Source organism: Glutamicibacter sp. AOP12-B1-11, from assembly GCF_052379245.1.
In the GTDB taxonomy this organism is placed as follows: domain Bacteria; phylum Actinomycetota; class Actinomycetes; order Actinomycetales; family Micrococcaceae; genus Glutamicibacter.
The window spans coordinates 21,915-43,894 of record NZ_JBQSYL010000031.1; the positions used below are offsets into that span (position 1 = coordinate 21,915).

The window sequence follows — 21,980 nt, forward strand, 5'->3', positions numbered from 1 at the left end:
ATTCCTTCAGGCCCCGCACTTGGTTCAAGTGCGGGGCCTGAAGCCGTCTCTGAGCCAGCAACAAATAATCTATCCACTAGTGATTATTTGATTGAATTTTCCCAACTACTGACTGTAGGCTGTAGTCCGGTCGATATTGTTATTGGTGATGGTGGGGAACTCTCATGGCGCGACAACAAAACTCAGAAGCAGCTGAAGCGGTGTCGTTGACAACCACCTTAAAACGGCTGGGGCCGTTCGTCCGCCCGATTCTTCCGCGGCTTATCGGCGGCTTCCTCTGCGCCTTGGGCGCAGGTATTGTCGCCCTCGTCATTCCACAGGTCCTCGCCTGGCTGGTGAACAACGTCCTGGACAGCGATGGAACGAACAACGCAATCTGGATCGCCATGGCGATTGTCGGCGCCTTGGGTTTCCTGGAAGCGTTGTTCATCTTCCTGCGCCGCCAATTCGTGCTCAACCCGGCGGCAGGGCTGGAAGCGCAGATGCGCATCCGCTTCTACAAGCATCTGCAGCGCCTGCCCGTGGCTTTCCACGAGCGCTGGGGCTCGGGCCAGCTGCTTTCCCGCTCGATGTCGGATCTGTCGCTGCTGCGCCGCTGGCTCGCCTTCGGCGCCATGATGCTCGTCGTGGACACGGTCACCGTGATCACCGGGCTGGCGCTGATGTTCTACCACTCGTGGATCCTCGGACTGCTCTACCTGCTAGGCGCCATCCCCATCTCGATCAAGGCCTACCACTTCCGCAACAACTACCGGGCCGCGAGCCGGCTGAGCCAAGACCAGGCCGGCGACCTGGCGACCGCCGTCGAAGAGTCCGTCCATGGCATTCGCGTCATCAAGGCCTTCGGCCGCGGCCCCCACGTGTACGCCGGATTCAGCGAGCAGGCCAAATCGCTGCAACAGACGGAAATCAGCAAGGCCAAAACCCTGGCCAGCTTCCTGATGGCCGTCGTCGCAATCCCCGAAACGATCTTGGGGCTGGGCGTCTTGATCGGCATCTCGCTGGTTGCCGGCGGGCAGCTGAGCATCGGCTCGCTCGTGGCCTACTTCGCCATCGCAGCGGTGATCGCAGGCCCGGTGGAAGGCATGGGGATGCTGCTGGGCATGACGCTGAGCACCAAAACCGCACTGGACCGCCACTTCGAAGTGATGGACGCTTCCAACGACATCGTCTCCCCCGCCCAGGCGAACTCCCCGGCCGAACGCAGCGGCGAAGTACAGCTCAAGCACGTTCGGTTTGCCTACCCCGATGCCTCCGGGCGCGGGCGCCCCATCCTTGCCGATATCGAGCTGACGATCCGCGCCGGGGAAACCATGGCGCTGGTCGGAATCACCGGCTCGGGCAAGTCGACACTGCTGAACCTGATCCCCCGACTGCATGAGGTGAGCGCCGGGCAGGTACTGGTGCACGGGCAAGACGTGCGCGAATGGGATCTGGAAGAGCTGCGCGAAGAAATAGCCGTGGCTTTCGAAGACACCACCCTATTCTCGAATTCGGTCCGCGAAAACGTGCTGCTCGGTGCCCCGGCGGATTACAGCCCCGCGCAGCGCGAAGCGCTCTTGGCGCAGTCCCTTGACGTGGCGCAGGCGCACTTTGCCTATCAGCTGCCGCAGGGGGTCGATACGCTCATCGGCGAGGAAGGCTTGTCCCTGTCCGGCGGCCAGCGCCAGCGTCTGGCCCTGGCCCGCGCCATCGCCGCCCGGCCCCGGATCCTGGTCCTGGACGATCCGCTCTCCGCCTTGGACGTGCGCACGGAGGAAGCCGTCACCACGAAGCTGCGCGAGGTCCTGGAGGGCACTACCACCTTGGTGGTGGCTCACCGGCCTTCCACCGTGATGCTCGCCGACCGGGTGGCCCTGCTGCGCGATGGGCGCATCGACGCGATCGGCAGCCACACGCACCTGCTGAGCACGAACGAACATTACCGATATGTGATTGCCAGCCTGGATGACGAAGCACCGATGAGCGAAGAGGTCGCCCGATGAGCCAACCACTAGGTGTCACCGAAGAGGACAACATCAACCTCTCCGGCGCCCAACGCAAACGAGTACGCCGCCGTTCCTTCAGGCTCCTGGCGACGCTCGCCATGCCGCAGAAGAAACTCTTCATTCTCACCGTGGTGCTGGTGCTGGTTTCCAATGCGGCCCGCGTCGTCCTGCCTATCCTCATTGCCTTGGCCATCGACTGGACGCTGCCGCAGGTCCGCGAGGGTAACTGGGGCGCGCTGGGAGTTTCGGGCGGCGCCTACATTGTTTGCGCCATTCTGGCCGGCGTCCTGCTGGCCTGGTACATCAATTGCGCCGCCCGCATTTCGCAGGCCATGCTCTTGGATCTGCGGCAGCAGGTCTTCCGCCACACCCAGCGGCTGAGCCTCGAGTTCCATGAGAACTACACCTCGGGCCGGATCATCTCGCGGCAGACCTCGGACTTGGAAACCCTGCGTGAACTGCTAGATCAAGGAGTATCCGAACTCGCCTCCTCGTGCGTCTTCGTAATTTTCACGCTGGCCACCATCTTTATCCTGGATTGGCGCAGCGCTTTGGTGCTGTGCATCGCGGCCATACCGGTGGCGATCCTCTTCTTCTGGTACCAGAGCCGTTCCGAGGTGCTCTACCGCGAGTCCCGCGTGGTTTCCGCGAAGGTGATCTCCATGTTCGTCGAAACGATGACCGGCATTCGCGCGGTCAAGGCGTTCCGCCGAGAAGCGGCAAATGACGAAAACTATGCTGAGATCGCCGAAAAATATCGGGTCAACTCGGTGCGCTCCTTCAACTTATTCGGCATTCTCCAGCCGGGCCTGGTGCTCATTGGAAACCTCACCGTCGCGGTATTGCTCGCCTACGGCGGCTTCCGCATTCTGGATGGGACGCTGGCCGTTGGCGTGATGGTGGCGCTGCTGCTTGCGGCTAAACGCGTCTTCCAGCCGGTCGAACAGATCGCCATGTTCTACTCCTCCTTGCAGTCGGCCACGGCAGCCCTCGAAAAGGTCTCCGGGCTCTTGGAAGAGGAACCTAGCGTCAGGGAACCGCTGGCACCGCGCAGTATCGAGCAGGTCAAGGGAGAGATCGTCTTCAGCGACGCGGTCTTCGGCTACGGGCAAGGGCCGATCATCATGGACCGCTTCGATCTGAAGCTTGAAGCCGGGCAAACGGTGGCGGTGGTTGGGCAGACCGGTGCCGGCAAATCCACGCTCGCAAAACTCATTTCCCGTTTCTACGATCTGCGCTCGGGCAGCCTGGAAATCGATTCGGTCCCGATCAATGAGCTCTCGAATCAGGAACTGCGCCGGCATGTGGTGATGGTCACCCAGGAAGCGTTCCTGTTCTCCGGGACGGTTGCCGAGAACATTGCGCTCGGCAAGCCCACCGCGACGCTCGCGGAGATCCAGGATGCGGCTAGGGCGGTGGGCGCCGATGAGTTCATCCGCGAACTTCCCGAAGGCTATGAGACCGACATGAATAAGCGTGGCGGTCGCGTCTCCGCCGGGCAACGCCAGCTCATCTCCTTCGCTCGCGCCTTCTTGGCCGACCCGGCCGTGCTGATCCTGGATGAGGCCACCAGCTCGCTGGACATTCCTTCGGAGCGCGCGGTGCAACGCGGCCTGCAGCAGCTGCTGGGGAACCGTACGGCGTTGATCATCGCCCACCGGTTGTCCACGGTGCAGATCGCCGACCGGGTGCTGGTGGTGCACGATGGGAGAATCATCGAGGACGGCTCCCCGCAACAGCTGATCGCGGACGAGGGACGTTTCGCTTCGCTGCACAAGGCGTGGAAGGACTCGCTGGTCTAACCGGCCGCAAGCACATGGCAAACGAATTGGGCGACTTCCTTCCGGCCCCGAACCAGGGGGCGGACCCGGAAGTCTACGAGATTGAAAATAGCGCGCTGGATCGAACCGGGGTGCTCTTTGCGCGCTTGTGCTCCCTGGCGCCCTGGGCGGGCAAGGTCCTGCTGGATTTGGGATGCGGCAGCGGCTATTGGCTCCCCAAATATCTCACCGAACATGGCACGGTCCTCGGGGTGGAACCGGATCTGCGCCTGCTGGACGCCGCACGGGCGCGTAGTTCGCGGGTTCAGGTGCTGCACGGTTCTGCCGAACATCTTCCGCTAGCGGATTCCAGCGTCGCGGTGGTGCACGCGCGCTTCGCCTATTTCTTCCCTTCCGCGAACTACGACTGCACCGCCGGGCTCCGCGAGGTCCTGCGTGTCCTGCGCCCCGGCGGGTCGCTGCTGGTGATCGACAACGACCACCAGCACGGAGAATTCGCTTCACTTTTGCGGCAGAGCCCTTGGGCGTCGGATCAGGGCGAGGACGACTACATCCGGCGGTGGTGGGCCGCGCAGGGAGCCCAACGCCATGAGGTGATGAGCAGTTGGAGCTTCGACTCGGCAGAGGATCTCGCCAAGGTACTTCACCTTGAATTTCCGGCGGATCTGGCTCGCGACTGGATCGCGCGGCATCCGTTGGCGACCGAGTTGAGCTACGGCTACGTGCTGTATCACGTACGCAAGGGCGCAGCCGAGCTGGGCGGCTAGTTCTCTGCTTAGCGAAAAGGCCGGGGCGAAGGAATTTCTCCTTCACCCCGGCCTTTCGTTTTTGCCCTTAGCCGGAGAATTTCTCCCCGGTCAAACGCTCATAGGCGTCGATGTACCGGGCGCGGGTCTTTTCCACGATCTCTGCGGGCAAGGCCGGCGGCTCTGCCCCGGAATTCTTGTCCCAACCGGCTTCCGCTGAGGTCAACCAGTCGCGCACGAACTGCTTGTCAAAACTCGCCTGGGCCTTGCCCGGTGCGTAGGACTGGGCATCCCAGAAACGCGAGGAGTCGGGGGTGAGCACCTCGTCGCCGAGCGTGATCTCGCCGTTGCTCGGATCGGCGCCGAATTCGACCTTGGTATCGGCAAGGATGATGCCGCGTTCACGGGCGATCTGCTCGGCACGTTCGTAGAGGGCGACGGTCTTCTCGCGCAAGGCCTCGGAGACCTGCGCGCCGACGCGTTCCACCGTCTGCGCAAAGGAGATGTTCTCGTCATGCTCGCCAACCTCGGCCTTGGCCGAAGGGGTGAACAGCGCCGGCTGCAGGCGTGAACCGTCAACCAGGCCCGCGGGCAACGGCAGCTCGCATACGGTCGAGGAGACCTTGTATTCGGCCAGACCCGAGCCGGTCAGATAACCGCGGGCAATGCACTCGATAGGGTACATCTCAAGCTTCTTGCAGACCATTGCCCGGCCGGCTACGGCCGCCGGCACCTCGGTGGAGATCACGTGGTTGGCGAATTCGCCCAGCTGCCCGAACCACCACAGGCTCAGCTGGGTCAGCACCTTGCCCTTATCCGGAATCTCGCTGGTCAGCACGAAGTCATAGGCGCTGATTCGATCCGAAGCGACCACCAGCACCCGGTCGGAGTCCGCGAAGCTCACCCCGGCCGGCAGGTACAGGTCGCGCACCTTGCCCGAATAGAAGTGGTCCCAACCGTCGAGGGAAAGCGTTTCGGTCTGGAATCCTGCCATTACTTGTTTTCCCCGTTCACTACGATTTCTCCGCGTTCGGCCTTCAAGGCGATATCGCTGCGTGATTGGGCGCCGCTCCAGCTGATCTTGGAGACACCCGCGTAGGCGTTCGCCCGGGCGGCGGCAAGGCCATCGCCCAACGCGACGACCGCCAAGACTCGGCCACCGGCTACGGTGATATTGCCCTCGGCGTCGGTGCTGGTGCCGGCATGCATCACATGCACCTCGTCAACCTGGTTGGCTGCTTCCAGCCCTTCGATCACCGCACCCTTGACCGGGGCATCCGGGTAATTCTCGGCGGCGATGACCACGTCCACGGCGGTTTTCGAGGACCAGCGCAGCTGCTCGGCGTCGTCGAGCTTGCCGTTCGCCGCGGCGAGCAGAATCGCGCCCAGCGGGGTCTTCAGCCGAGCCAGAACCGCTTGGGTCTCCGGGTCGCCGAAGCGGGCGTTGAATTCGATGACGCGGATGCCGCGCTTGGTGATGGCCAGGCCGCAGTACAGCACGCCGGTGAACGGGGTGCCGCGCTTTTCCATTTCGCGCAGTGTCGGGTAGGCGACGCGGTCCATAACCTCGTCGACAAAGCCTTCCGGAAGCCATTGAAGCGGTGAGTAGGCGCCCATGCCACCGGTGTTGGGGCCTTCGTCGTTGTCGAAGATGCGTTTGAAGTCCTGAGCTGGGGACAGCGGGACGGCGTGCTTGCCGTCGCAGATGACGAACAGCGAAACTTCCGGGCCATCGAGGAATTCTTCGATAACCACGGTGCCGCCGGCGGCAAAGCAGAGCTCTGCGTGGGCCAGTGCCTCGGCACGGTCTGCGGTCACCACAACCCCCTTGCCAGCGGCCAGCCCGTCGTCTTTGACCACATAGGGTGCGCCGAAATCGTCAAGGGCGGCTTCGGCTTCGGCAGTATTCGTTGCCACATGCGCCATGGCGGTGGGAACCTGCGCGGCGGCCATGACGTCCTTGGCGAATGCCTTGGAGGCTTCCAGCTGTGCCGCGGCGCGGGTTGGCCCGAAGACGGGAATCCCGGCTTCGATGAGCGCATCGGCAACGCCGGCGGCCAGTGGCGCTTCGGGCCCGACGATTACCAGCTCGCTGGCTAGCTCGCGGGCTAGCGCCAGGACCGCTTGCGGGTCCTGCGCGTTGATCTCATGGGTAGTGACGTCCTGTGCGATTCCGGCGTTGCCGGGAGCGCAATGAACCTCATTGACGTAGGGGTCTGCACTAAGTGCACGGACAATTGCATGCTCACGGCCGCCTGGGCCAATCACCAGTACCTTCACTGCACCGAGTTTACCGGAGAACCACGCACGATTAGTGGTCTGTGACCGGGCGATGAAAAGTTGCCCAGAGCGCCGCGCAAACCCCGGGGCGCCTTGCCTCCACTGGGAAAGCCCTCCGTGCGGGCCTGCGCCTAGACTTGGCCTCATGGGTTCGGCGATAGACATCACACAGTGCAGCGAGCTGCTGCGGATCACCCGCAATTCGGTGATCGAATCGCGGCATTATGGCGCAGCGGTAGTTCTGGATCCGGCCGGGCAGGTTCTGGAGGCCATCGGCGATCCCGAAGCCTTGGTCTTTCCGCGATCCGCGCTGAAGCCTTTTCAGGCGATCGGTTCGCTGCGCGCCGGGGCGGCGTTGGAATCCGCGCAACTGGCGCTTGCCTGCGCCAGCCATCTGGGAACCGAACAACATCAGCTGCTCGCGCGCAGCGTGCTCGACTCGGTGAAGCTGGGCCAAGAGCATCTGCAATGCCCGGCCTCGTGGCCCGGCGATTCGGCCACCCGCTCAGCGATGGCCGCGCGTGGCCAAGGCCAGAACAAGCTTGCATTCAATTGTTCGGGCAAACATGCCGCATTTCTCGCGGCGGCGGCGGCCAGCGGCGAACCGCTCGGCAGCTATCTGTCACCCGAGCATCCGGTGCAGCTTTCGGCCTCTCGGGCGATGGAAGAATTCTGCGGGCCGATCACTTTCCTGGGCGTCGATGGCTGCGGGGCTCCGGCACCGCAGATGTCGCTGCGGTCCCTGGCGGAGGGGTTTCGAAAGCTGGCGGCATCCCCCGACCCGGCTGCCCGGTCGGCGGCCAGCGCCATGCGCGAACACCCATGGGCGGTACGCGGTGCGGGCAGCCCCAATACGCTGGTCATCGAGTCCACCGGAATCATCGCCAAGCTCGGTGCCGAAGGGGTGCTGGGCATGTCCGCCCCCAACGGGGTCAGCGTGGCGGTAAAAATCCTTGATGGCGCTTCGCGCGGAATCGATGTGCTGGCGTTGGGCCTGCTGGCTGCCCATGGTGCGCTGAGCATGCGGAAGCTGGAAGAATTATCAGACCGGCTGAGCAGCGCGGCGCACACCGCCGGGGCGCGTGCTGCCGGGGTTCGCTACCTCGGCCGGGACTTCGCGGCCCGCTAGCCCCGCCGAAAACGAAATCCAGGGGCGGAATATGACATTTTTTCGTCATCCAAGGAAGGGAATTTAACGCCATGGCGATCAAGCGAAGAATCGACGAGCTCTCCGGTCGCGCCGCGCTGCGCGAATGGGCTGAAAACGCGGAAATCCAAGGGAAAACAGCCCGCCCAACGCTGGCCATGGCGGTACGTTTCGCCTTGGAAGAACTCGCTTCGCGGGCCGAGGGAAACTCGGTTGAGGTGCGGGTTCCGCCCTTTGGTGTGACCCAATGCATTGAGGGCCCCCGCCATACCCGTGGTACACCGCCAAATGTGGTCGAAATGCCCGCCGAATTATGGCTTTCACTGGTCACCGGGCGCACCGACTGGGCTGCGGCAGTGCAATCGGGGCAATTGCACGCCTCCGGACTAAGGGCAGACTTGTCGGCACACCTGCCGCTAATTGAGTACCCTTAAAGCTATGGAGCAACACCCCGCTACCCCGCCATCCGCCGACCAGCCAATCCAGGTGCAGGTTCATTCGGCACCGCGCTTCTGGCCAATAGTCCTCGCCGGCGCCGTACTCGGCGCCTTGGTAGGCGTAGTCATTGGCTTGATTGGCGAACCGTCCATGGATTACACCGTGGGATCGGCCGTCGGATTCTTCGCCATGTTCTGCGCGGGACTTGGCACCGGGCTAGGCGCGCTCGCATATGTAATTATCGATCGCGTCACTTCGCGCAAGACCACCCCAAAACTGGCGGTGCCCCTGGCCGGGGACACCGGCAGCGAGCGACAAGGCTAGGCGCCCTCCCCTTCCCAGGAAGGCAAGCGGTGGCCGCGCACCTGGTCGCCGTTCACCACATAAACGGTCGGTGTCGACCAATAGATACATGAGAGAATAATTGACATGGCGCGTGGCGATGGATTCCTGAATCATGACTTGCTTCCCAACGAAAAAGGGCCGCAGGACGAATGCGGCGTTTTTGGTGTCTGGGCACCTGGCGAAGAAGTTGCAAAACTAACCTATTACGGGCTGTACGCGTTGCAGCACCGCGGACAGGAGTCCGCGGGCATCGCAACCAGCGACGGCGCGCGAATCAACGTATACAAGGATATGGGCCTGGTCTCCCAGGTCTTCGACGAAAACACGTTGAACTCGATGACCGGCCACCTGGCCGTGGGGCACTGCCGCTATTCGACGACCGGCGCCAGCCACTGGGCCAATGCGCAGCCGACCCTGGGCCCGACCCAGACCGGCACCGTAGCCCTGGCGCATAACGGCAACCTCACCAACTCGGCGCAGCTCGCCGAAATGGTCGAGGCCAAGCAGGTCTCCGAGGGCGGCAAGCTGCGCGGCGAAATTGCCCAGGGCAATACCACCGATACCGCGCTGGTCACCGCCCTGCTTGCGGGCAAGGAGGGCCAGAGCCTCGAAGAGACCGCGCTCGAGCTGCTGCCCAAGATCGAGGGCGCCTTCTGCTTCGTGTTCATGGACGAAAACACCATGTACGCGGCCCGCGACCCGCACGGGGTGCGTCCCCTGGTCCTGGGACGGCTGAACCGCGGCTGGGTGGTTGCCTCCGAGCAGCCGGCCCTGGCCACCGTGGGCGCGTCCTTCATCCGCGAGATCGAACCGGGCGAACTGATCGCCATCGACGAGACCGGCATCCGCTCCACCCGCTTCGCCGAAGCCACCCCGAAGGGCTGCGTCTTCGAGTACGTCTACCTGGCCCGCCCGGATGCGACCATCGCCGGTCGCTCGGTATACGAAGCCCGCGTGGAGATGGGCCGCCAGCTGGCCCGCGAAAACAGCGCGGACGCGGACATCGTCATCCCGGTCCCGGAATCCGGCACCCCGGCGGCCATCGGCTACGCCGAGGAGTCCGGCATTCCGTTCACCCACGGCTTCGTGAAGAACGCCTATGTGGGCCGCACCTTCATCCAGCCCTCGCAGACGCTGCGCCAGCTGGGCATCAAGCTGAAGCTCAACGCGCTGGAGACAGTACTGCGCGGCAAGCGCGTGGTGGTCGTGGACGACTCGATCGTGCGCGGCAACACCCAGCGTGCGGTGGTGCGCATGCTGCGCGAGGCCGGAGCCGCCGAGGTGCATGTGAAGATCTCCTCGCCACCGGTGAAATGGCCTTGTTTCTACGGCATCGACTTCGCCACCCGCGCGGAGCTGATCGCCAATGGCGCGGCCGTGGACGAAATCGGAAAGTCCATCGGCGCCGATTCGCTGGCGTACATCTCCGAGGACGGCATGATCGGGGCCACCGCGCAGCCGCGCGAGAAGTTGTGCACCGCCTGCTTCACCGGCGACTACCCGATCCCGCTGCCCGGTGATGAGCGCCACGGGAAGAACCTGCTGGAGCAGGCAAATCAGAGCGGTTGCGAGCCCGGCCCGGATGCCGAGCTCGAAGCAACCCTCTAGTCACCAATCCATCACCCACCTCGTTGCAAGCGGCACCGGCTATCCGGTGTTCACGACAGAAAAGGATCCATCTGCCATGAGCGGCACGCAAGAGCAGCCAACCTCCATCACCTACGCCGGAGCGGGCGTCGACGTCGAGGCCGGTGACCGTGCCGTCGAGTTGATGAAGGGCGCGATCAAGGCCACCCACACCACCGGCGTGGTCGGCGGAGTCGGCGGATTCGCCGGCCTGTTCGACGTTTCCTTCCTCACCGGGTACAAGAAGCCCTACCTGGCCACCTCCACCGACGGGGTGGGCACCAAGGTTGCGATCGCGCAGAAGCTGGACATCCACGACACCATCGGCCAGGACCTGGTGGGCATGGTGGTCGATGACATCGTGGTGGTTGGCGCCAAGCCGCTGTTCATGACCGACTACATCGCCACCGGCAAGGTCGTTCCGGAGCGCATCGCGGATATCGTGCGCGGCATCGCCGAAGGCTGCAAGCTGGCCGGCACCGCCCTGGTGGGCGGCGAAACCGCCGAGCACCCGGGCCTGCTGGCCGAGGACGAGTACGATGTGGCCGGTGCCGCCACGGGCGTCATCGAAGCCGATCAGCTGCTCGGCCCGGAGCGGGTGCAGGCCGGGGATGTCGTCATCGGCATGGCCTCCTCGGGCATCCACTCCAACGGCTATTCGCTGGTGCGCCGCGTGATCGCGCACGCCAAGTGGGAGCTGGAGCGCGAGGTCGCCGAATTCGGCCGCACGCTGGGCGAGGAGCTGCTGGTTCCGACCCGCATCTACACCACCGCCTGCCTGGACCTGATCGGCGAGCTGAACGACGGGGAGAACTTCGGGGTGCACGGCTTCAGCCACGTCACCGGCGGCGGCCTGGCGGCCAACCTGGCCCGCGTGCTGCCCAAGGGCCTGATGGCGCGCGTGGACCGCTCCACCTGGTCACTGCCCGCGGTCTTCTCCACCATTGCGGCGCTGGGCAATGTGCCGCAGCCGGATCTTGAGCGCACCCTGAACCTGGGTGTGGGCATGGTCGCGGTGGTCGAGCAGAACGTCGCCGACCGCGCGGTGGCACTGCTGAACAAGGCCGGCATGGGCGCCTGGATCATGGGTTCGGTCGAAAACCTCGAGCCTTCCGCTAGCTCCGCCGGACTGGACTTCGTCCAGGGCGCCAAGGGCGTGGACGGCGGCGCGGTCCTGCTGACCGGCAACTACGCCAAGTAGCATTCGAAGCATCCCGCAAAAGGGGGCGAAACGGCACCAGCACGGTGCCGTTTCGCCCCCTTTTTTGCCCGCTTATCCACAGCTTGCCCGCCGCCTGCCGACACCGGCCCATCGTGGTGCATGCTGGGGCACATGAGTACGCATGCAGCCACCGCCCAGGCGCTGGACCTGCTGGCGAAAGGCGTCAGCCAGGTCGAGCGGGCCACGCGCGCGCTGGCCGGGATCGACCTCGCACCGGGCCACGCCGCGTACTTCGCCTGGCTGACCGAGCGCTGCGCGGCCGAGCTTGCCCGCAGCCAGATTCATGCGGCCGACGCGCTGCGCTCCAGCGGCGCGCATCAACTAGACGAGCGGTCCCTGCAAGCTGTTGCCGAGGCCGGCCCGGCCCCCACCCTCGAAACCCTTGAGCAGCTTTCCGGCCAGCGGGCCAGCGGGCGCGCTCACTTCACGGACTGCACCTCGATGTACACCTCATGGCTCCAGGTGCCGGTCTCCGCTGCCAACTACCGGCTCGCCCAGGCGGACGCGCTGATCGCGCGGGTCACCGAGGACGGGGTACGCCATGGTCCGGCCTACCCACGGCTGTCCGCCGAATTCAGCGGACGGGAAACCGATCCCCGCCTAGTGGCCCAGGCCGCCAGCAAACTCCGCGGCGTGCACAAGGACCTGCCCTCCGCCGCGCAACGCGACCAGCTCGAAGGGCAGGCGGCCACCCTGCTTCGCCAAGAGCCAGCTACCGCCCTGACGCACCTGGGCACGCTGGTCCAAGAGCAGGTCGGCACGCAGCGCCCGCCCCAGGCGCTCGTCGCCGAAGCCGGGATATTCCGCAAGGGCATGCGCAACGGCCTGGTGATCTATCAGCTCAAGGTGCTGCCCCATGAGGCGGAACTCATCGAATCCCTCCGCACGCAGATCGACAATCCGGCGACCATCGCCGGCAACCGGCAACAACTCGCGCAGCTGACCGCGCGGACCTACGCGCAGGCAGGCGGCGGCGCGTCGTCCAATTCCGCTCCCGAGCCCGGGGCGGTGCCCGCGCCACCCCCAGCAACCACGCCGTGGGACGATCCGGAAACCATGCCCCGCTGGGCGCAAGACGGTGCCCCCGAAGAGCAAGGGTCCCCGGCGGAGAATTCCGGCGACCAGTCCGCTGCCCACGCAGGGCCAGGAAACGCGGAATCCGAGGCTCCGGCTCCCGCGGATCATGCCGCGGCGCCGGCAGCCCTGCCCGGTGATTCCTTCTACCCACAGACCTTCGAAGACCTCACCCCGGCGATGCGGCACCTGACCGCACTGCTCAGCGCGCTTCGCTCCACCGGCGCCACGGGAAAGAAAACCACCGGCATCGTCACCCCGCAGGTCGTCGTGCATCTGGACTTCGCCAAAATGATCGCGGGCGACAAGAGCTACGCGATCACCGAAAACGGCATTCCGCTCTCCGATGCCGAGGCCCGCACGCAGATGTGCAATGCGGGGATCCTCCCGGTGGTTTTTAATGGCAAAGGACAGATACTCGATGTCGGCCGGTCCGAACGGCTCTTCCCGCCGCATATGAAACGAGCCCTGATTGCCCGCGACCGTGGCTGCCTGTATCCGGGATGCACCATGCCCGCGGGGCGCTGCGAAGCGGACCACCTCCTGCCGTGGGAGGAGGGCGGCGAGACGAGTGTTGAAAACGGGGCGATGTTCTGCCCCCGGCACCACCACGCGCGCCATGCCGGGCTCTTCAAAGTCATCATCCGCAAAGACCGGCCTCCCGCGGTGCTTTTGCCCCGGTCGCTGGACCCGCCGCAACTCCCCCGCCGGAATACCTACTGGCTCTCGCCCGCGGAGGTTCTCGATTCCCACCCCGGCTAGCCCTGGAGCGATGGTCCTACACCTCGCTCAAGCCACGGCACTAGTCCGGGGTGCCTCAGCTCGATTCCTCTAGAATCGGTACGACGGCGCCTACCGAAATGGAGCGTGGGATGCACGAACAGCACCCGGAGCCCGGATTGGCTCGGGCCAGCAAACGGCTGGTTCCGCTGTTCGCCATCTATCTGGTCTTGCTTGGTTGGATGGTGCTGTGGAAGCTGGAGATTCCGTTCGTCGGTTCCGGATCGCTGCGGCTCATTAAGCTCGTGCCGTTCGTCGCTTGGGCCGAGTCCGGCTCCAGTGCACCAGTCGAAGTTGGACTGAACCTTGTCCTGTTTATGCCCTTCGGCCTCTATCTGGGCCTCTTGGCTCGCGCTTGGCATTGGCTGCACGCAGTTGGCTTGATGGCCGGGGTCAGCCTGGCCTTCGAGATCATCCAGTACGTTCTCGCGCTGGGGAGTTCCGATGCCACCGATGTCATTGTCAATACCCTCGGTGGCCTGACCGGATACGTCCTCGCTGCACGACTGGCAAGGAGCGCACGACCGCGTATTTGGTGGAAGATATCGGTCCTCTGCACGGTTCTCACCGTGATTCTGGTGCTGCTCACTGCCCTCTTCATCCTGTCCCCTGTGCGTTATGCACCGTTGGGCGCGTAGCCAGGATCATCGACGACGAGTACGGATTATCCCCAGCCGCGAATTTTGCCTTCGGTGGCTAATCGAGCTGTCGCATCGCATGAGACAGCGGCACCCGCCAACGCCACGTGGCTTTCTCCTCGCCGCGCACGTGGCCATTGGTTACCAAGGCGACCGGTAATCCGCGTTTGACGAAGTTCAGCAGGATCTTGTACCCGCTCATCACCGCCAGCGATGAGCCGAGCACCAACAACCCGGTAGAAGCCTCCTCGAGCTGTGCCATCTGCTGCTTGCGCTCCACCGGCACGCTCTCGCCGAAGTACACCACATCGGGTTTCAACGCCAAGGAGCCGCAATTTTCACACCTAGCCATGATGAACCGGTCGACCCAATACTGCGGCAGTTCCACATCGCCATCCGGGTTGATCGCGCTGGGGTCGATTTCAACGGATTCGATGTAGCCGACATTGAGCTCCTGCAGGCGGATGTCGAAGTGTTGGCGGTCCTCGCTCTGGCCGCAGTCCAGGCAACGCACAATCGAAAGGTCGCCATGCACCGGGATCACCGTTTTTGATCCGGCCCGATGGTGCAGCCCGTCAACGTTTTGCGTAATGATTCCACTGATCCGGCCGGTATCTTCCCAGCCCACCAGCCGGCGGTGAATTCCATTCGGTTCGGCTTGGAACATGTGGCGCCAGCCCACGAACCCGCGGGCCCAATAGCGGTGGCGTGCCTCAGGACGGTATTTGAATTCCTGATAGGTCATCGGACGGTGGCGCTGCAGCGAGCCGTTTGGTCCCCGGTAGTCGGGGATCCCGGAGTCGGTGGAAACTCCGGCACCCGTCACCACCAGCACATTGCCTCGGTCGAGCATTGCCTGCACGCCGGCTCTGGCGTCTTCTTCCGGGGAAGGATCCGCTTGCTGCTCCACGATGCGTTGCATGGACCGGATGGCCGAGTGGTGGGCCATTTGGATGGAAAGCTCTTCGGGGGTGCTCACGTTCTGACCTTTCGGAGCATTCGGGGACGACAAAGGCCGCAACGACCTTGAAGCTAATTTAGCTTAGTCGCTGCGGCATGTCGCAAAAATGTACTGAAGAGCTGCACAACTTCATATGAAGGCAGGCACCCGAGCCAATGACTCTCGGTTGAGTAGCTGAGGATTAGTCAGCGTCGTCGTCTCCGGAGTACTTCTTAGTCAGCTCGTCGTAATCAGACTCTTCGTCGTCATGCGATGAATTATCAGGCTCCAGATTCTGGGCATGATAATCGGACCGGACACCAAGCTCACGCTCTAGTGCCGTAAGGTCAGTCGAGGGCGAGTAGTACTTAATATCTCGCGCTTGACGCTGTGCTTTAGCCTTTTGACGGCCGCGCCCCATGGCGTGACCCCCTCTTTTCAGTAGAGTCGGGAGGTGGTCCACCTAACAGGTGAAGGCCCCCGAATATGTGATCAGTTCTTTCGTAATTAAAGGTTAACACGATTCGACGGCGAGCGCTGAACGCAACACGTGTCAGACCCGTTAGACTGTCGATTAGTCCAACGACTATTTAGTGAGCTTGCTCCCTTTCAAACCAAGGCGAACCTTCAAGGAGCACTACAGGTGGTGGAAAAAGATCTACCCGAGCCGCAAGCGGCATTACCGCCATTGCAGCCCGAACCGGAGAAGCCCAAACGGCAAATCGGCCAGTGGGTTTTACTCGTCATCGCCGTTTTAGCCCTAAGCGCTGCGGTGGTATTCGTTGTACTTCGCTTTATTACGCCAGCTACGCCAGAGGCGAACAATGTGGAGCGGAATCCGAGCCCCGGCCTGGATGGAATTATCGCCGCGTCCATTCCACCGGAACAACTCATCCTCGGCGACTGCCTTCGCGGCTTCGAGTCTCCGCTTGCAGTGCAGACCGTAGTGACCTGTGATTCTGCACATAATGCTCAGCTCATCGGTTCCTTCGAGCTAGTCGGCGAAGAATACCCGGGCTCTAACGAGTTGCTGACCGAGTCCGAGTCGCTGTGCAAGTCGGTTTCCTTGGACCCCAGCGCCGGCCTCGATTCAACTTGGACGTATCACTTCTCCCGTCCGTCGGAAAGCACCTGGACGCAAGGAGACCGCCAGGTCTCCTGCTTCCTGAGCCTCTCCGAAGGCAATGTGCGCAACTCGCTGCTTCCAGAGAACGAAGAAAGCTAAGCCCCGCAGATTTTCAATAGCCGTGGCCGGTGGTTTACACCCGCCACCAATATATACGAATCCCTGGCAATAAGGTTGCGGCGCCACACCCCGAGCGACCCTGAGCCGGTCGCCCTCCGGATCGAGACCGACCTTGACGGTATCCCCATCCTGGATGCTTCCACCGAGAATCTCCCGCGCTAGCCGGTCACCGATTTCTCGCTGGACCAGCCGGCGCAGCGGACGGGCGCCGTAGGCCGGATCATAGCCAGTCAAGGCCAACCACTCTCCGGCGGATTCGTCCACATCGAGGCTGAGCCGGCGTTCGGACAGCCTTTCGGCCAGCAGGTCGATTTGCAGCTTCACGATATTGCCAAGCTGCTCGATGCTCAACGGATCGAAGATGATGACCTCGTCCAAACGGTTCAAGAACTCCGGCTTGAAGGACGCGTTGACCACGTTCATCACCGCAGACTTCTTGTCTTTGTCCTCCATGGTTGGATCCACCAGGAACTGGGAACCCAAATTTGAGGTCAGGATCAAGATCGTGTTCCTGAAATCCACGGTGCGTCCCTGCCCGTCGGTCAAGCGGCCGTCGTCCAGCACCTGCAGCAGGATGTCGAACACCTCCGGGTGCGCCTTCTCCACCTCGTCGAGCAGGATGACCGAGTATGGTCGACGGCGCACCGCTTCGGTGAGCTGCCCGCCCTCTTCGTATCCCACATATCCTGGAGGCGCTCCGACGAGTCGGGCGACCGAGTGCTTCTCGGAGTACTCGGACATGTCAATCCGCACCATGGCCCGTGGGTCGTCAAAGAGGAAATCGGCCAGCGACTTGGCCAGCTCGGTCTTGCCCACACCGGTAGGCCCAAGGAACAAGAAGGACCCGGTGGGGCGGTCCGGATCGGCAATCCCGGCACGTGTGCGGCGCACCGCGTCGGAGACCGCCGCAACCGCTTGCTGCTGGCCGATCAGCCGCTGTCCGATGCGCTCTTCCATCTGCAGCAGCTTCTGGCTTTCGCCCTGCAGCATCCGCCCAGCGGGGATGCCGGTCCAGGCCGAGATGACCTCGGCAATATCGTCCGCCGTGACTTCGTCAGCCACCATGGTGTGTTCCGCGGTGTTGCCGGCTTCGGCTTCGGCCGCTGCCTCAAGTTCGCCTTGCAGCGTCGGAATCTCCCCGTACAGCAGGCGCGAGGCGTTCTCCAGGTCCCCCTCACGCTGGAACTTTTCGGCCTGCGAGCGCAGGTCGTCCAGTTTCACCTTCAGGTCGCCGACGCGGTTCAGCCCAGCCTTCTCCGCGTCCCACTGAGCGTTGAGCGCGTCCAGCTTTTCCTGCTTGTCCGCCATGTCGAAGCGCAGTGCTTCCAGCCGTTCGATCGAGGCAGGGTCGCTCTCTCCGGAGAGCGCCAGCTCCTCCATGGTCAGCCTGTCGACTTCGCGGCGCAGCTCATCAATCTCTTCCGGTGCGGAATCGATCTCCATGCGCAGCCGGCTCGCGGCCTCGTCAACCAGGTCGATGGCCTTATCCGGCAGTTGCCGCCCGGAGATATAGCGGTTGGACAGCGTGGAGGCGGCGACCAACGCCGAGTCGGCGATGGAAACCTTGTGGTGCGCCTCGTAGCGCTCCTTCAGGCCGCGCAGGATCGCGATGGTGTCGTCCACGCTTGGCTCCCCCACGTAGACCTGGGCGAAGCGGCGCTCCAGGGCCGGGTCTTTCTCGATATTCTCGCGGTACTCATCCAGCGTGGTCGCGCCGATGAGCCGCAGCTCGCCACGGGCGAGCATCGGCTTGAGCATATTTCCGGCGTCCATGGCGCCTTCGGAGGCCCCGGCGCCGACCACCGTGTGGATTTCATCGATAAATGTGACGATCTGCCCGGCGGAGGACCTGATCTCTTCGAGTACCGACTTCAGCCGTTCTTCGAACTCGCCGCGGTATTTGGCGCCAGCGATCATGGACCCGAGGTCCAGGGAGATCAGCGTCTTGCCGCGAAGGGACTCCGGTACGTCACCGGCGATCATGCGCTGGGCGAGTCCTTCGACGACGGCGGTCTTGCCTACGCCGGGTTCACCGATCAGCACGGGGTTGTTTTTTGTGCGCCGCGAAAGCACCTGAACGACGCGTCGGATTTCCTTGTCGCGGCCGATGACCGGATCCAGTTTGCCCGCGCGTGCCAGCGCCGTCATATCGGTGCCGAACTTTTCCAGCGCTTGGAAGGTGTCTTCCGGGTTCGGATTGTCGACCTTGCGGTCCCCGCGGATGGTTGGCAGGGTTCCTACCAGCAGCTCGCGGGTGGCTCCGGCATTGCGCAGGGCTTCGCCGGCCTTGGTCTGGTCGGAGGCCAGCGCGATGAGCAGATGTTCGGTGGAGACATAGGTGTCCCCCATATTGTTCGCGATCTCCTGGGCGGTGCTGACCGCTTGGAGCAGCTGACGCGAAAATTGCGCTTGGGCCACCGAGGATCCGGAGTTGGCCGGCAGTGCATTGATGGCGCTGCTTGCCTCGACGGAGAGGGCGTCAACGTCCAGTCCTGCGGTTTTCAGCAGCGCCACGGCGACCGAGTCCCGTTGATCCAGCAGAGCCTTCAACAGGTGAGCCGGTTCGATCTGCGGATTGCCCGCGGTCGACGCATTCATCCCGGAAGCAGATAGTGCCTCTTGGCTTTTGGTAGTGAGCTTGGTGTCCACGCGCATCCTTTCTCTCTGAGGGTGAACCCATAAACTTGAGTGTACTTAACTCAACTCTACTCTTCATATCGATATTCCGCGGTTGCGAAATATTTTTCGAGAAATTCGCGTCGCGACGCAAATAGCTTGCCTCGAGGTATCGCCGGCAGCCCAGGCACGGGCAGACGGTGCGCGGCCCACCCCCAGCTCCGGTACACGCATCGGAGCACAATGCACTCCATGATTGTTCGGCCCCAGCACCGCGGCCTGGCGCGTGCCCCGCGAAAGCAGCCTCGCACGGCAACGGGCTGAGCCGCAGATTTTTAGCTCATGGCTCGTGGGCCGATGGGCAACCGATGCGGTTCAGCCGAGGCGAGCGCGCGACTCCGCGATACTGCACCTAGCCGGTCGGCACGTCACGCCGGCGGAATCCGGCGAAGCCAAGCGCGAACAAGAGGACGGCGACCCCCGCCAGCCCGAGCATGTGCCCGAGCTCCGGTTGCTCGGTGAACGCGGCCGGCAGCCAGTAGAAGGGCGAGATTCCGTGCACCCAGTCCGGCAGGTCCCGCAGTAGCCCGCCGAACATGCCGATCACGAAAGTGTAGATTAGCAGCACCCACCCGGCGCCCGACGCCCGCGGGATCCACGCATACAGGACCGTGGCGAATCCCAGATAGCTGGCCAGGGCCACAAGGTAGGGCCACAGCACCCCGGTATAGTCAGCGAACGTCTGTTCCGCGTAGCCAACGGATGCCGCGCCTAGCCACATGGCCCAGATGCTGACCGCGGCAAGCATGCCGGTACCCAGTGCCGCGACCAGCAGTTGGGCGCCGAACCAGCGATGCCGGGATATCGGCTTGGCCAGCGCGATTTCGGCACGGCCGGCGCCTTCCTCCACCTTGGCCCGCTGCCCCATCACGACGGCGTATGCGGCGCAACACAGCATGGCGAACATGATCATCACCCCGAGGAAGGCCGTGGTGAACTGGCTCGGATCCGCACCGAACACCGCGGCGAAGACCGGATTGCTCTCCGGGATTTCGGCGATCATGGAGGTGATGTCCGGCAGCAGGGTGCCCGAGGCGAACCACATGAGGCCCAACCCTATGGCGCTCCAGCTGAACGCGGTGCGCTGCTGGAGCCAGGCGAGGGTGGCCGGCCCGCGCAGCACCGCCCGGGCATCGGACCGGCCCGCGCGAACCGCAATCAGGCCCCCGCCGAAGTCGCGGCGTGATCCGAGGAAGGCGCCGACGAGGAGGAACACGAAGATGGCGACGAGGCACAGCGCGGCCGGCCACCACCGCACGTCGACGAAGGGCCGCATCTGCTGCGGCCAGGCGATCGGGGAGAACCACGACAACGCGCTGCCGTGCCGCTGCTGGATATCGCCCGCGGCGCGGAGCATGAAGGCAAGACCGAACGCCGCGAGGCTGATGCCCACCGCGCCCCGGCCGTGCTCGGTCACCTGCGCGGCCACCAAGGCGATCGCGCCGAACACCATGGCGCTCAGCCCGCTCCCGGCGGTCAGTGCGAACGAGTCGGCCAGAGCCAGTTCCGCCCCGCCCACGCCGGAGAGGACGAGCGCAGAGGCGAGCGCAATGACGGCGTTGACGGCGCACAGGGTGATTGCCGCCGCGACCGCGGGCGCGTGCCGCCCGACCGTCCGGGCGAGCACCAGCTCCGAGCGTCCGCTCTCCTCCTCGCCACGCGTGTGCCGCACGATGTGCAGGATGCTCATGATCGCGAGCCCCATGACCATCCAGGTGATGCCCTCGTTGGCGATGGCGACGCCCACCGTGTAGTTCTCGATGCCGTACCCCGGTCCGCCCATGGCGATGCCGCTCGGGGTCTGCATGATCAGCGCGCGCCCGGCTCGCGCCTGATCGCCCAAGGCGCCAAGCGCCACCACGAAGTACGCGTAGAAGAATACGATCGACGCCGTCCATACGCTCAGCCGCACGCGGTCCCGGCGCAGCATGAACCGCACCAGCGCTCCGGTTCCGGCCAAGGCCGATCCGCGGGCCGAACGCTCCGGCGCAGCGGCCGTTGCGGAGGCGAGGTGGGCATTCATCGCGCACCCGCGCCCTTGGCGCCCTCCGGCGATCCGCCCACCGCTGCGGTGCCAGGGTCGAGCACGTCGCCGTAGTGGCGCATGAACAGGTCCTCCAGCGACGGCGGGGTGGCGCTGAGGCTGCGCACCTCGAGCGCGGTGAGCGCCGTCAGCACGGCGCCGATCTGCGCGTTGTCGGCATCGAAGGTGACCCGGGTGGCGCCGGCGAAGGCCGTGGCGGCCAGGTCATGGACCCCGGGCAGCGCGGCGAGCGCCGACGGGTCCGCGCCGACCACCGCGCTCACGCTGGTGCGCGTGAGGTGCCGCAGCTCCTCCAGCGTGCCGGACTCGACGTCCTTCCCGTTGCGGATGATCGTGACGGTGTCGCAGACCTTCTCGACCTCGGAGAGGATGTGGCTGCTGAGCAGCACGGATTTGCCCGCGGCTCCGGCCTCGCGGACGTACCCGGTGAACACGGACTCCATCAGCGGGTCCAGCCCGGAGGTCGGCTCGTCGAGCACGTACAGCTCCGCGTCGGCCAGGAAGGCCGCAACCAAAGCGACCTTCTGCCGGTTGCCTTTGGAATAGGTGCGCGTCTTCTTGCGCGGGTCCAGTTCGAAGCGCTCCAGCAGCTCGGTCTTGCGGGCTTTGAGCCGGCGCTTGTCGGCGCGGCCACCGAGCCGGGCGAGGTAGTCGATGCACTCGCCTCCGGTCAGGTTGGGCCACAGGCTGACGTCTCCGGGCACGTAGGCGATGCGCTGGTGCAGCTTGACGGCGTCGCGCCACACCTCGCCGCCGAACAGTCGGGCGGAGCCCGCGTCGGCCCGCAGCAGCCCGAGCAGAACGCGCAGGGTGGTGGATTTGCCGGCCCCATTGGGCCCCAGGAAACCACGGATCTCCCCGGGCTGCACACTCAGGCTCAGCCCGTCCAGGGCCCGCACCCTGCCGAAGGACTTGGACAGTTCGTGGATCTCGATAGCTGGTGTCGTGCTCATGGCTCACTCACTTTCACATGCCTGTCGCAGTTGTTGCTACTCAGCGCGCCCGGGCC

At 64.3% G+C, this 21,980-nt stretch carries 17 protein-coding genes and 1 pseudogene; 11 read left to right on the forward strand and 7 right to left on the reverse strand.

Features of this window, described 5'->3' with window-relative positions; translation table 11 throughout:
* Window positions 1–164 precede the first annotated feature (164 nt).
* Genes ACT3UQ_RS16405 through ACT3UQ_RS16415 form a run of 3 tightly spaced genes read left to right on the forward strand, consistent with a single transcriptional unit; the run spans window position 165 to window position 4,536 of the window.
* Complete coding sequence (locus tag ACT3UQ_RS16405; RefSeq protein ID WP_444637549.1) at window positions 165–1,985, forward strand: ABC transporter ATP-binding protein; 1,821 nt, start codon at window positions 165–167, stop codon at window positions 1,983–1,985.
* The gene (locus tag ACT3UQ_RS16410) at window positions 1,982–3,790 is read left to right on the forward strand and encodes an ABC transporter ATP-binding protein (RefSeq protein WP_105568705.1); all 1,809 of its coding nucleotides are present in this window, start codon (window positions 1,982–1,984) and stop codon (window positions 3,788–3,790) included. The genes ACT3UQ_RS16405 and ACT3UQ_RS16410 overlap by 4 nt, the downstream gene beginning before the upstream one ends.
* Window positions 3,791–3,804: 14 nt before the next feature.
* A complete protein-coding gene (locus tag ACT3UQ_RS16415; RefSeq protein ID WP_444637550.1) occupies window positions 3,805–4,536 on the forward strand; it encodes a class I SAM-dependent methyltransferase in 732 nt (243 codons plus the stop codon).
* A 67-nt stretch (window positions 4,537–4,603) separates the two neighbouring features.
* Here ACT3UQ_RS16415 and ACT3UQ_RS16420 read toward each other — a convergent pair whose 3' ends face one another.
* Both ACT3UQ_RS16420 and purD read right to left on the reverse strand, forming a co-directional pair.
* The gene (locus ACT3UQ_RS16420; protein ID WP_444637551.1) at window positions 4,604–5,509 is read right to left on the reverse strand and encodes a phosphoribosylaminoimidazolesuccinocarboxamide synthase; all 906 of its coding nucleotides are present in this window, start codon (window positions 5,507–5,509) and stop codon (window positions 4,604–4,606) included.
* Window positions 5,509–6,795: a phosphoribosylamine--glycine ligase gene (gene purD, locus ACT3UQ_RS16425; protein ID WP_105650070.1), complete on the reverse strand. Its 1,287-nt coding sequence runs from the start codon at window positions 6,793–6,795 to the stop codon at window positions 5,509–5,511. Before purD ends, ACT3UQ_RS16420 begins: the two co-directional genes overlap by 1 nt.
* Window positions 6,796–6,940: 145 nt before the next feature.
* Between purD and ACT3UQ_RS16430 the strand changes: the two genes are divergently transcribed.
* From ACT3UQ_RS16430 to ACT3UQ_RS16460, 7 genes are all read left to right on the forward strand, one after another.
* A complete protein-coding gene (locus ACT3UQ_RS16430; protein WP_444637552.1) occupies window positions 6,941–7,924 on the forward strand; it encodes an asparaginase in 984 nt (327 codons plus the stop codon).
* A gap of 71 nt (window positions 7,925–7,995) precedes the next feature.
* Window positions 7,996–8,376: a sterol carrier family protein gene (locus tag ACT3UQ_RS16435; protein ID WP_444637553.1), complete on the forward strand. Its 381-nt coding sequence runs from the start codon at window positions 7,996–7,998 to the stop codon at window positions 8,374–8,376.
* Window positions 8,377–8,380: 4 nt separating this feature from the next.
* Window positions 8,381–8,704 (forward strand): hypothetical protein, encoded by a 324-nt coding sequence (locus ACT3UQ_RS16440; protein WP_105553254.1) that lies wholly within the window; start codon window positions 8,381–8,383, stop codon window positions 8,702–8,704.
* Between the two features lie 105 nt (window positions 8,705–8,809).
* Window positions 8,810–10,333 carry an amidophosphoribosyltransferase gene (purF, locus tag ACT3UQ_RS16445; protein WP_105553255.1) on the forward strand — a complete coding sequence of 508 codons (1,524 nt, stop codon included), beginning with the start codon at window positions 8,810–8,812 and terminating at the stop codon, window positions 10,331–10,333.
* A 76-nt stretch (window positions 10,334–10,409) separates the two neighbouring features.
* Window positions 10,410–11,552, forward strand: coding sequence for a phosphoribosylformylglycinamidine cyclo-ligase (gene purM, locus ACT3UQ_RS16450; RefSeq protein WP_105553256.1), 1,143 nt, complete (start codon window positions 10,410–10,412; stop codon window positions 11,550–11,552).
* Window positions 11,553–11,684: 132 nt separating this feature from the next.
* Window positions 11,685–13,409, forward strand: a complete 1,725-nt coding sequence (locus ACT3UQ_RS16455; protein ID WP_444637554.1) for a hypothetical protein — start codon at window positions 11,685–11,687, stop codon at window positions 13,407–13,409.
* A 110-nt stretch (window positions 13,410–13,519) separates the two neighbouring features.
* On the forward strand, window positions 13,520–14,065 hold the full coding sequence (locus tag ACT3UQ_RS16460) for a VanZ family protein (protein ID WP_105553258.1): 546 nt from the start codon (window positions 13,520–13,522) through the stop codon (window positions 14,063–14,065).
* Between the two features lie 58 nt (window positions 14,066–14,123).
* Here the strand turns inward: ACT3UQ_RS16460 and ACT3UQ_RS16465 are convergent, their stop codons facing one another.
* Together ACT3UQ_RS16465 and ACT3UQ_RS16470 are read right to left on the reverse strand one after the other, a co-directional pair.
* Complete coding sequence (locus tag ACT3UQ_RS16465) at window positions 14,124–15,014, reverse strand: Sir2 family NAD-dependent protein deacetylase (protein WP_105553360.1); 891 nt, start codon at window positions 15,012–15,014, stop codon at window positions 14,124–14,126.
* Between the two features lie 193 nt (window positions 15,015–15,207).
* Window positions 15,208–15,426 carry a DUF3073 domain-containing protein gene (locus tag ACT3UQ_RS16470; protein WP_096283320.1) on the reverse strand — a complete coding sequence of 73 codons (219 nt, stop codon included), beginning with the start codon at window positions 15,424–15,426 and terminating at the stop codon, window positions 15,208–15,210.
* A gap of 525 nt (window positions 15,427–15,951) precedes the next feature.
* Here ACT3UQ_RS16470 and ACT3UQ_RS16475 point away from each other — a divergent pair.
* Window positions 15,952–16,107: pseudogene (locus ACT3UQ_RS16475) on the forward strand (hypothetical protein); the annotation flags it as partial.
* Here ACT3UQ_RS16475 and clpB read toward each other — a convergent pair.
* From clpB to ACT3UQ_RS16490, 3 genes are all read right to left on the reverse strand, one after another.
* On the reverse strand, window positions 16,096–18,900 hold the full coding sequence (gene clpB, locus ACT3UQ_RS16480; protein WP_444637555.1) for an ATP-dependent chaperone ClpB: 2,805 nt from the start codon (window positions 18,898–18,900) through the stop codon (window positions 16,096–16,098). The pseudogene ACT3UQ_RS16475 and the gene clpB sit on opposite strands and share 12 nt — an antisense overlap.
* A 379-nt stretch (window positions 18,901–19,279) precedes the next feature.
* Window positions 19,280–20,950: an ABC transporter permease gene (locus tag ACT3UQ_RS16485; protein ID WP_105553261.1), complete on the reverse strand. Its 1,671-nt coding sequence runs from the start codon at window positions 20,948–20,950 to the stop codon at window positions 19,280–19,282.
* Window positions 20,947–21,924 carry an ABC transporter ATP-binding protein gene (locus ACT3UQ_RS16490; RefSeq protein ID WP_105553262.1) on the reverse strand — a complete coding sequence of 326 codons (978 nt, stop codon included), beginning with the start codon at window positions 21,922–21,924 and terminating at the stop codon, window positions 20,947–20,949. Before ACT3UQ_RS16490 ends, ACT3UQ_RS16485 begins: the two co-directional genes overlap by 4 nt.
* Between the last annotated feature and the right edge of the window lie 56 nt (window positions 21,925–21,980).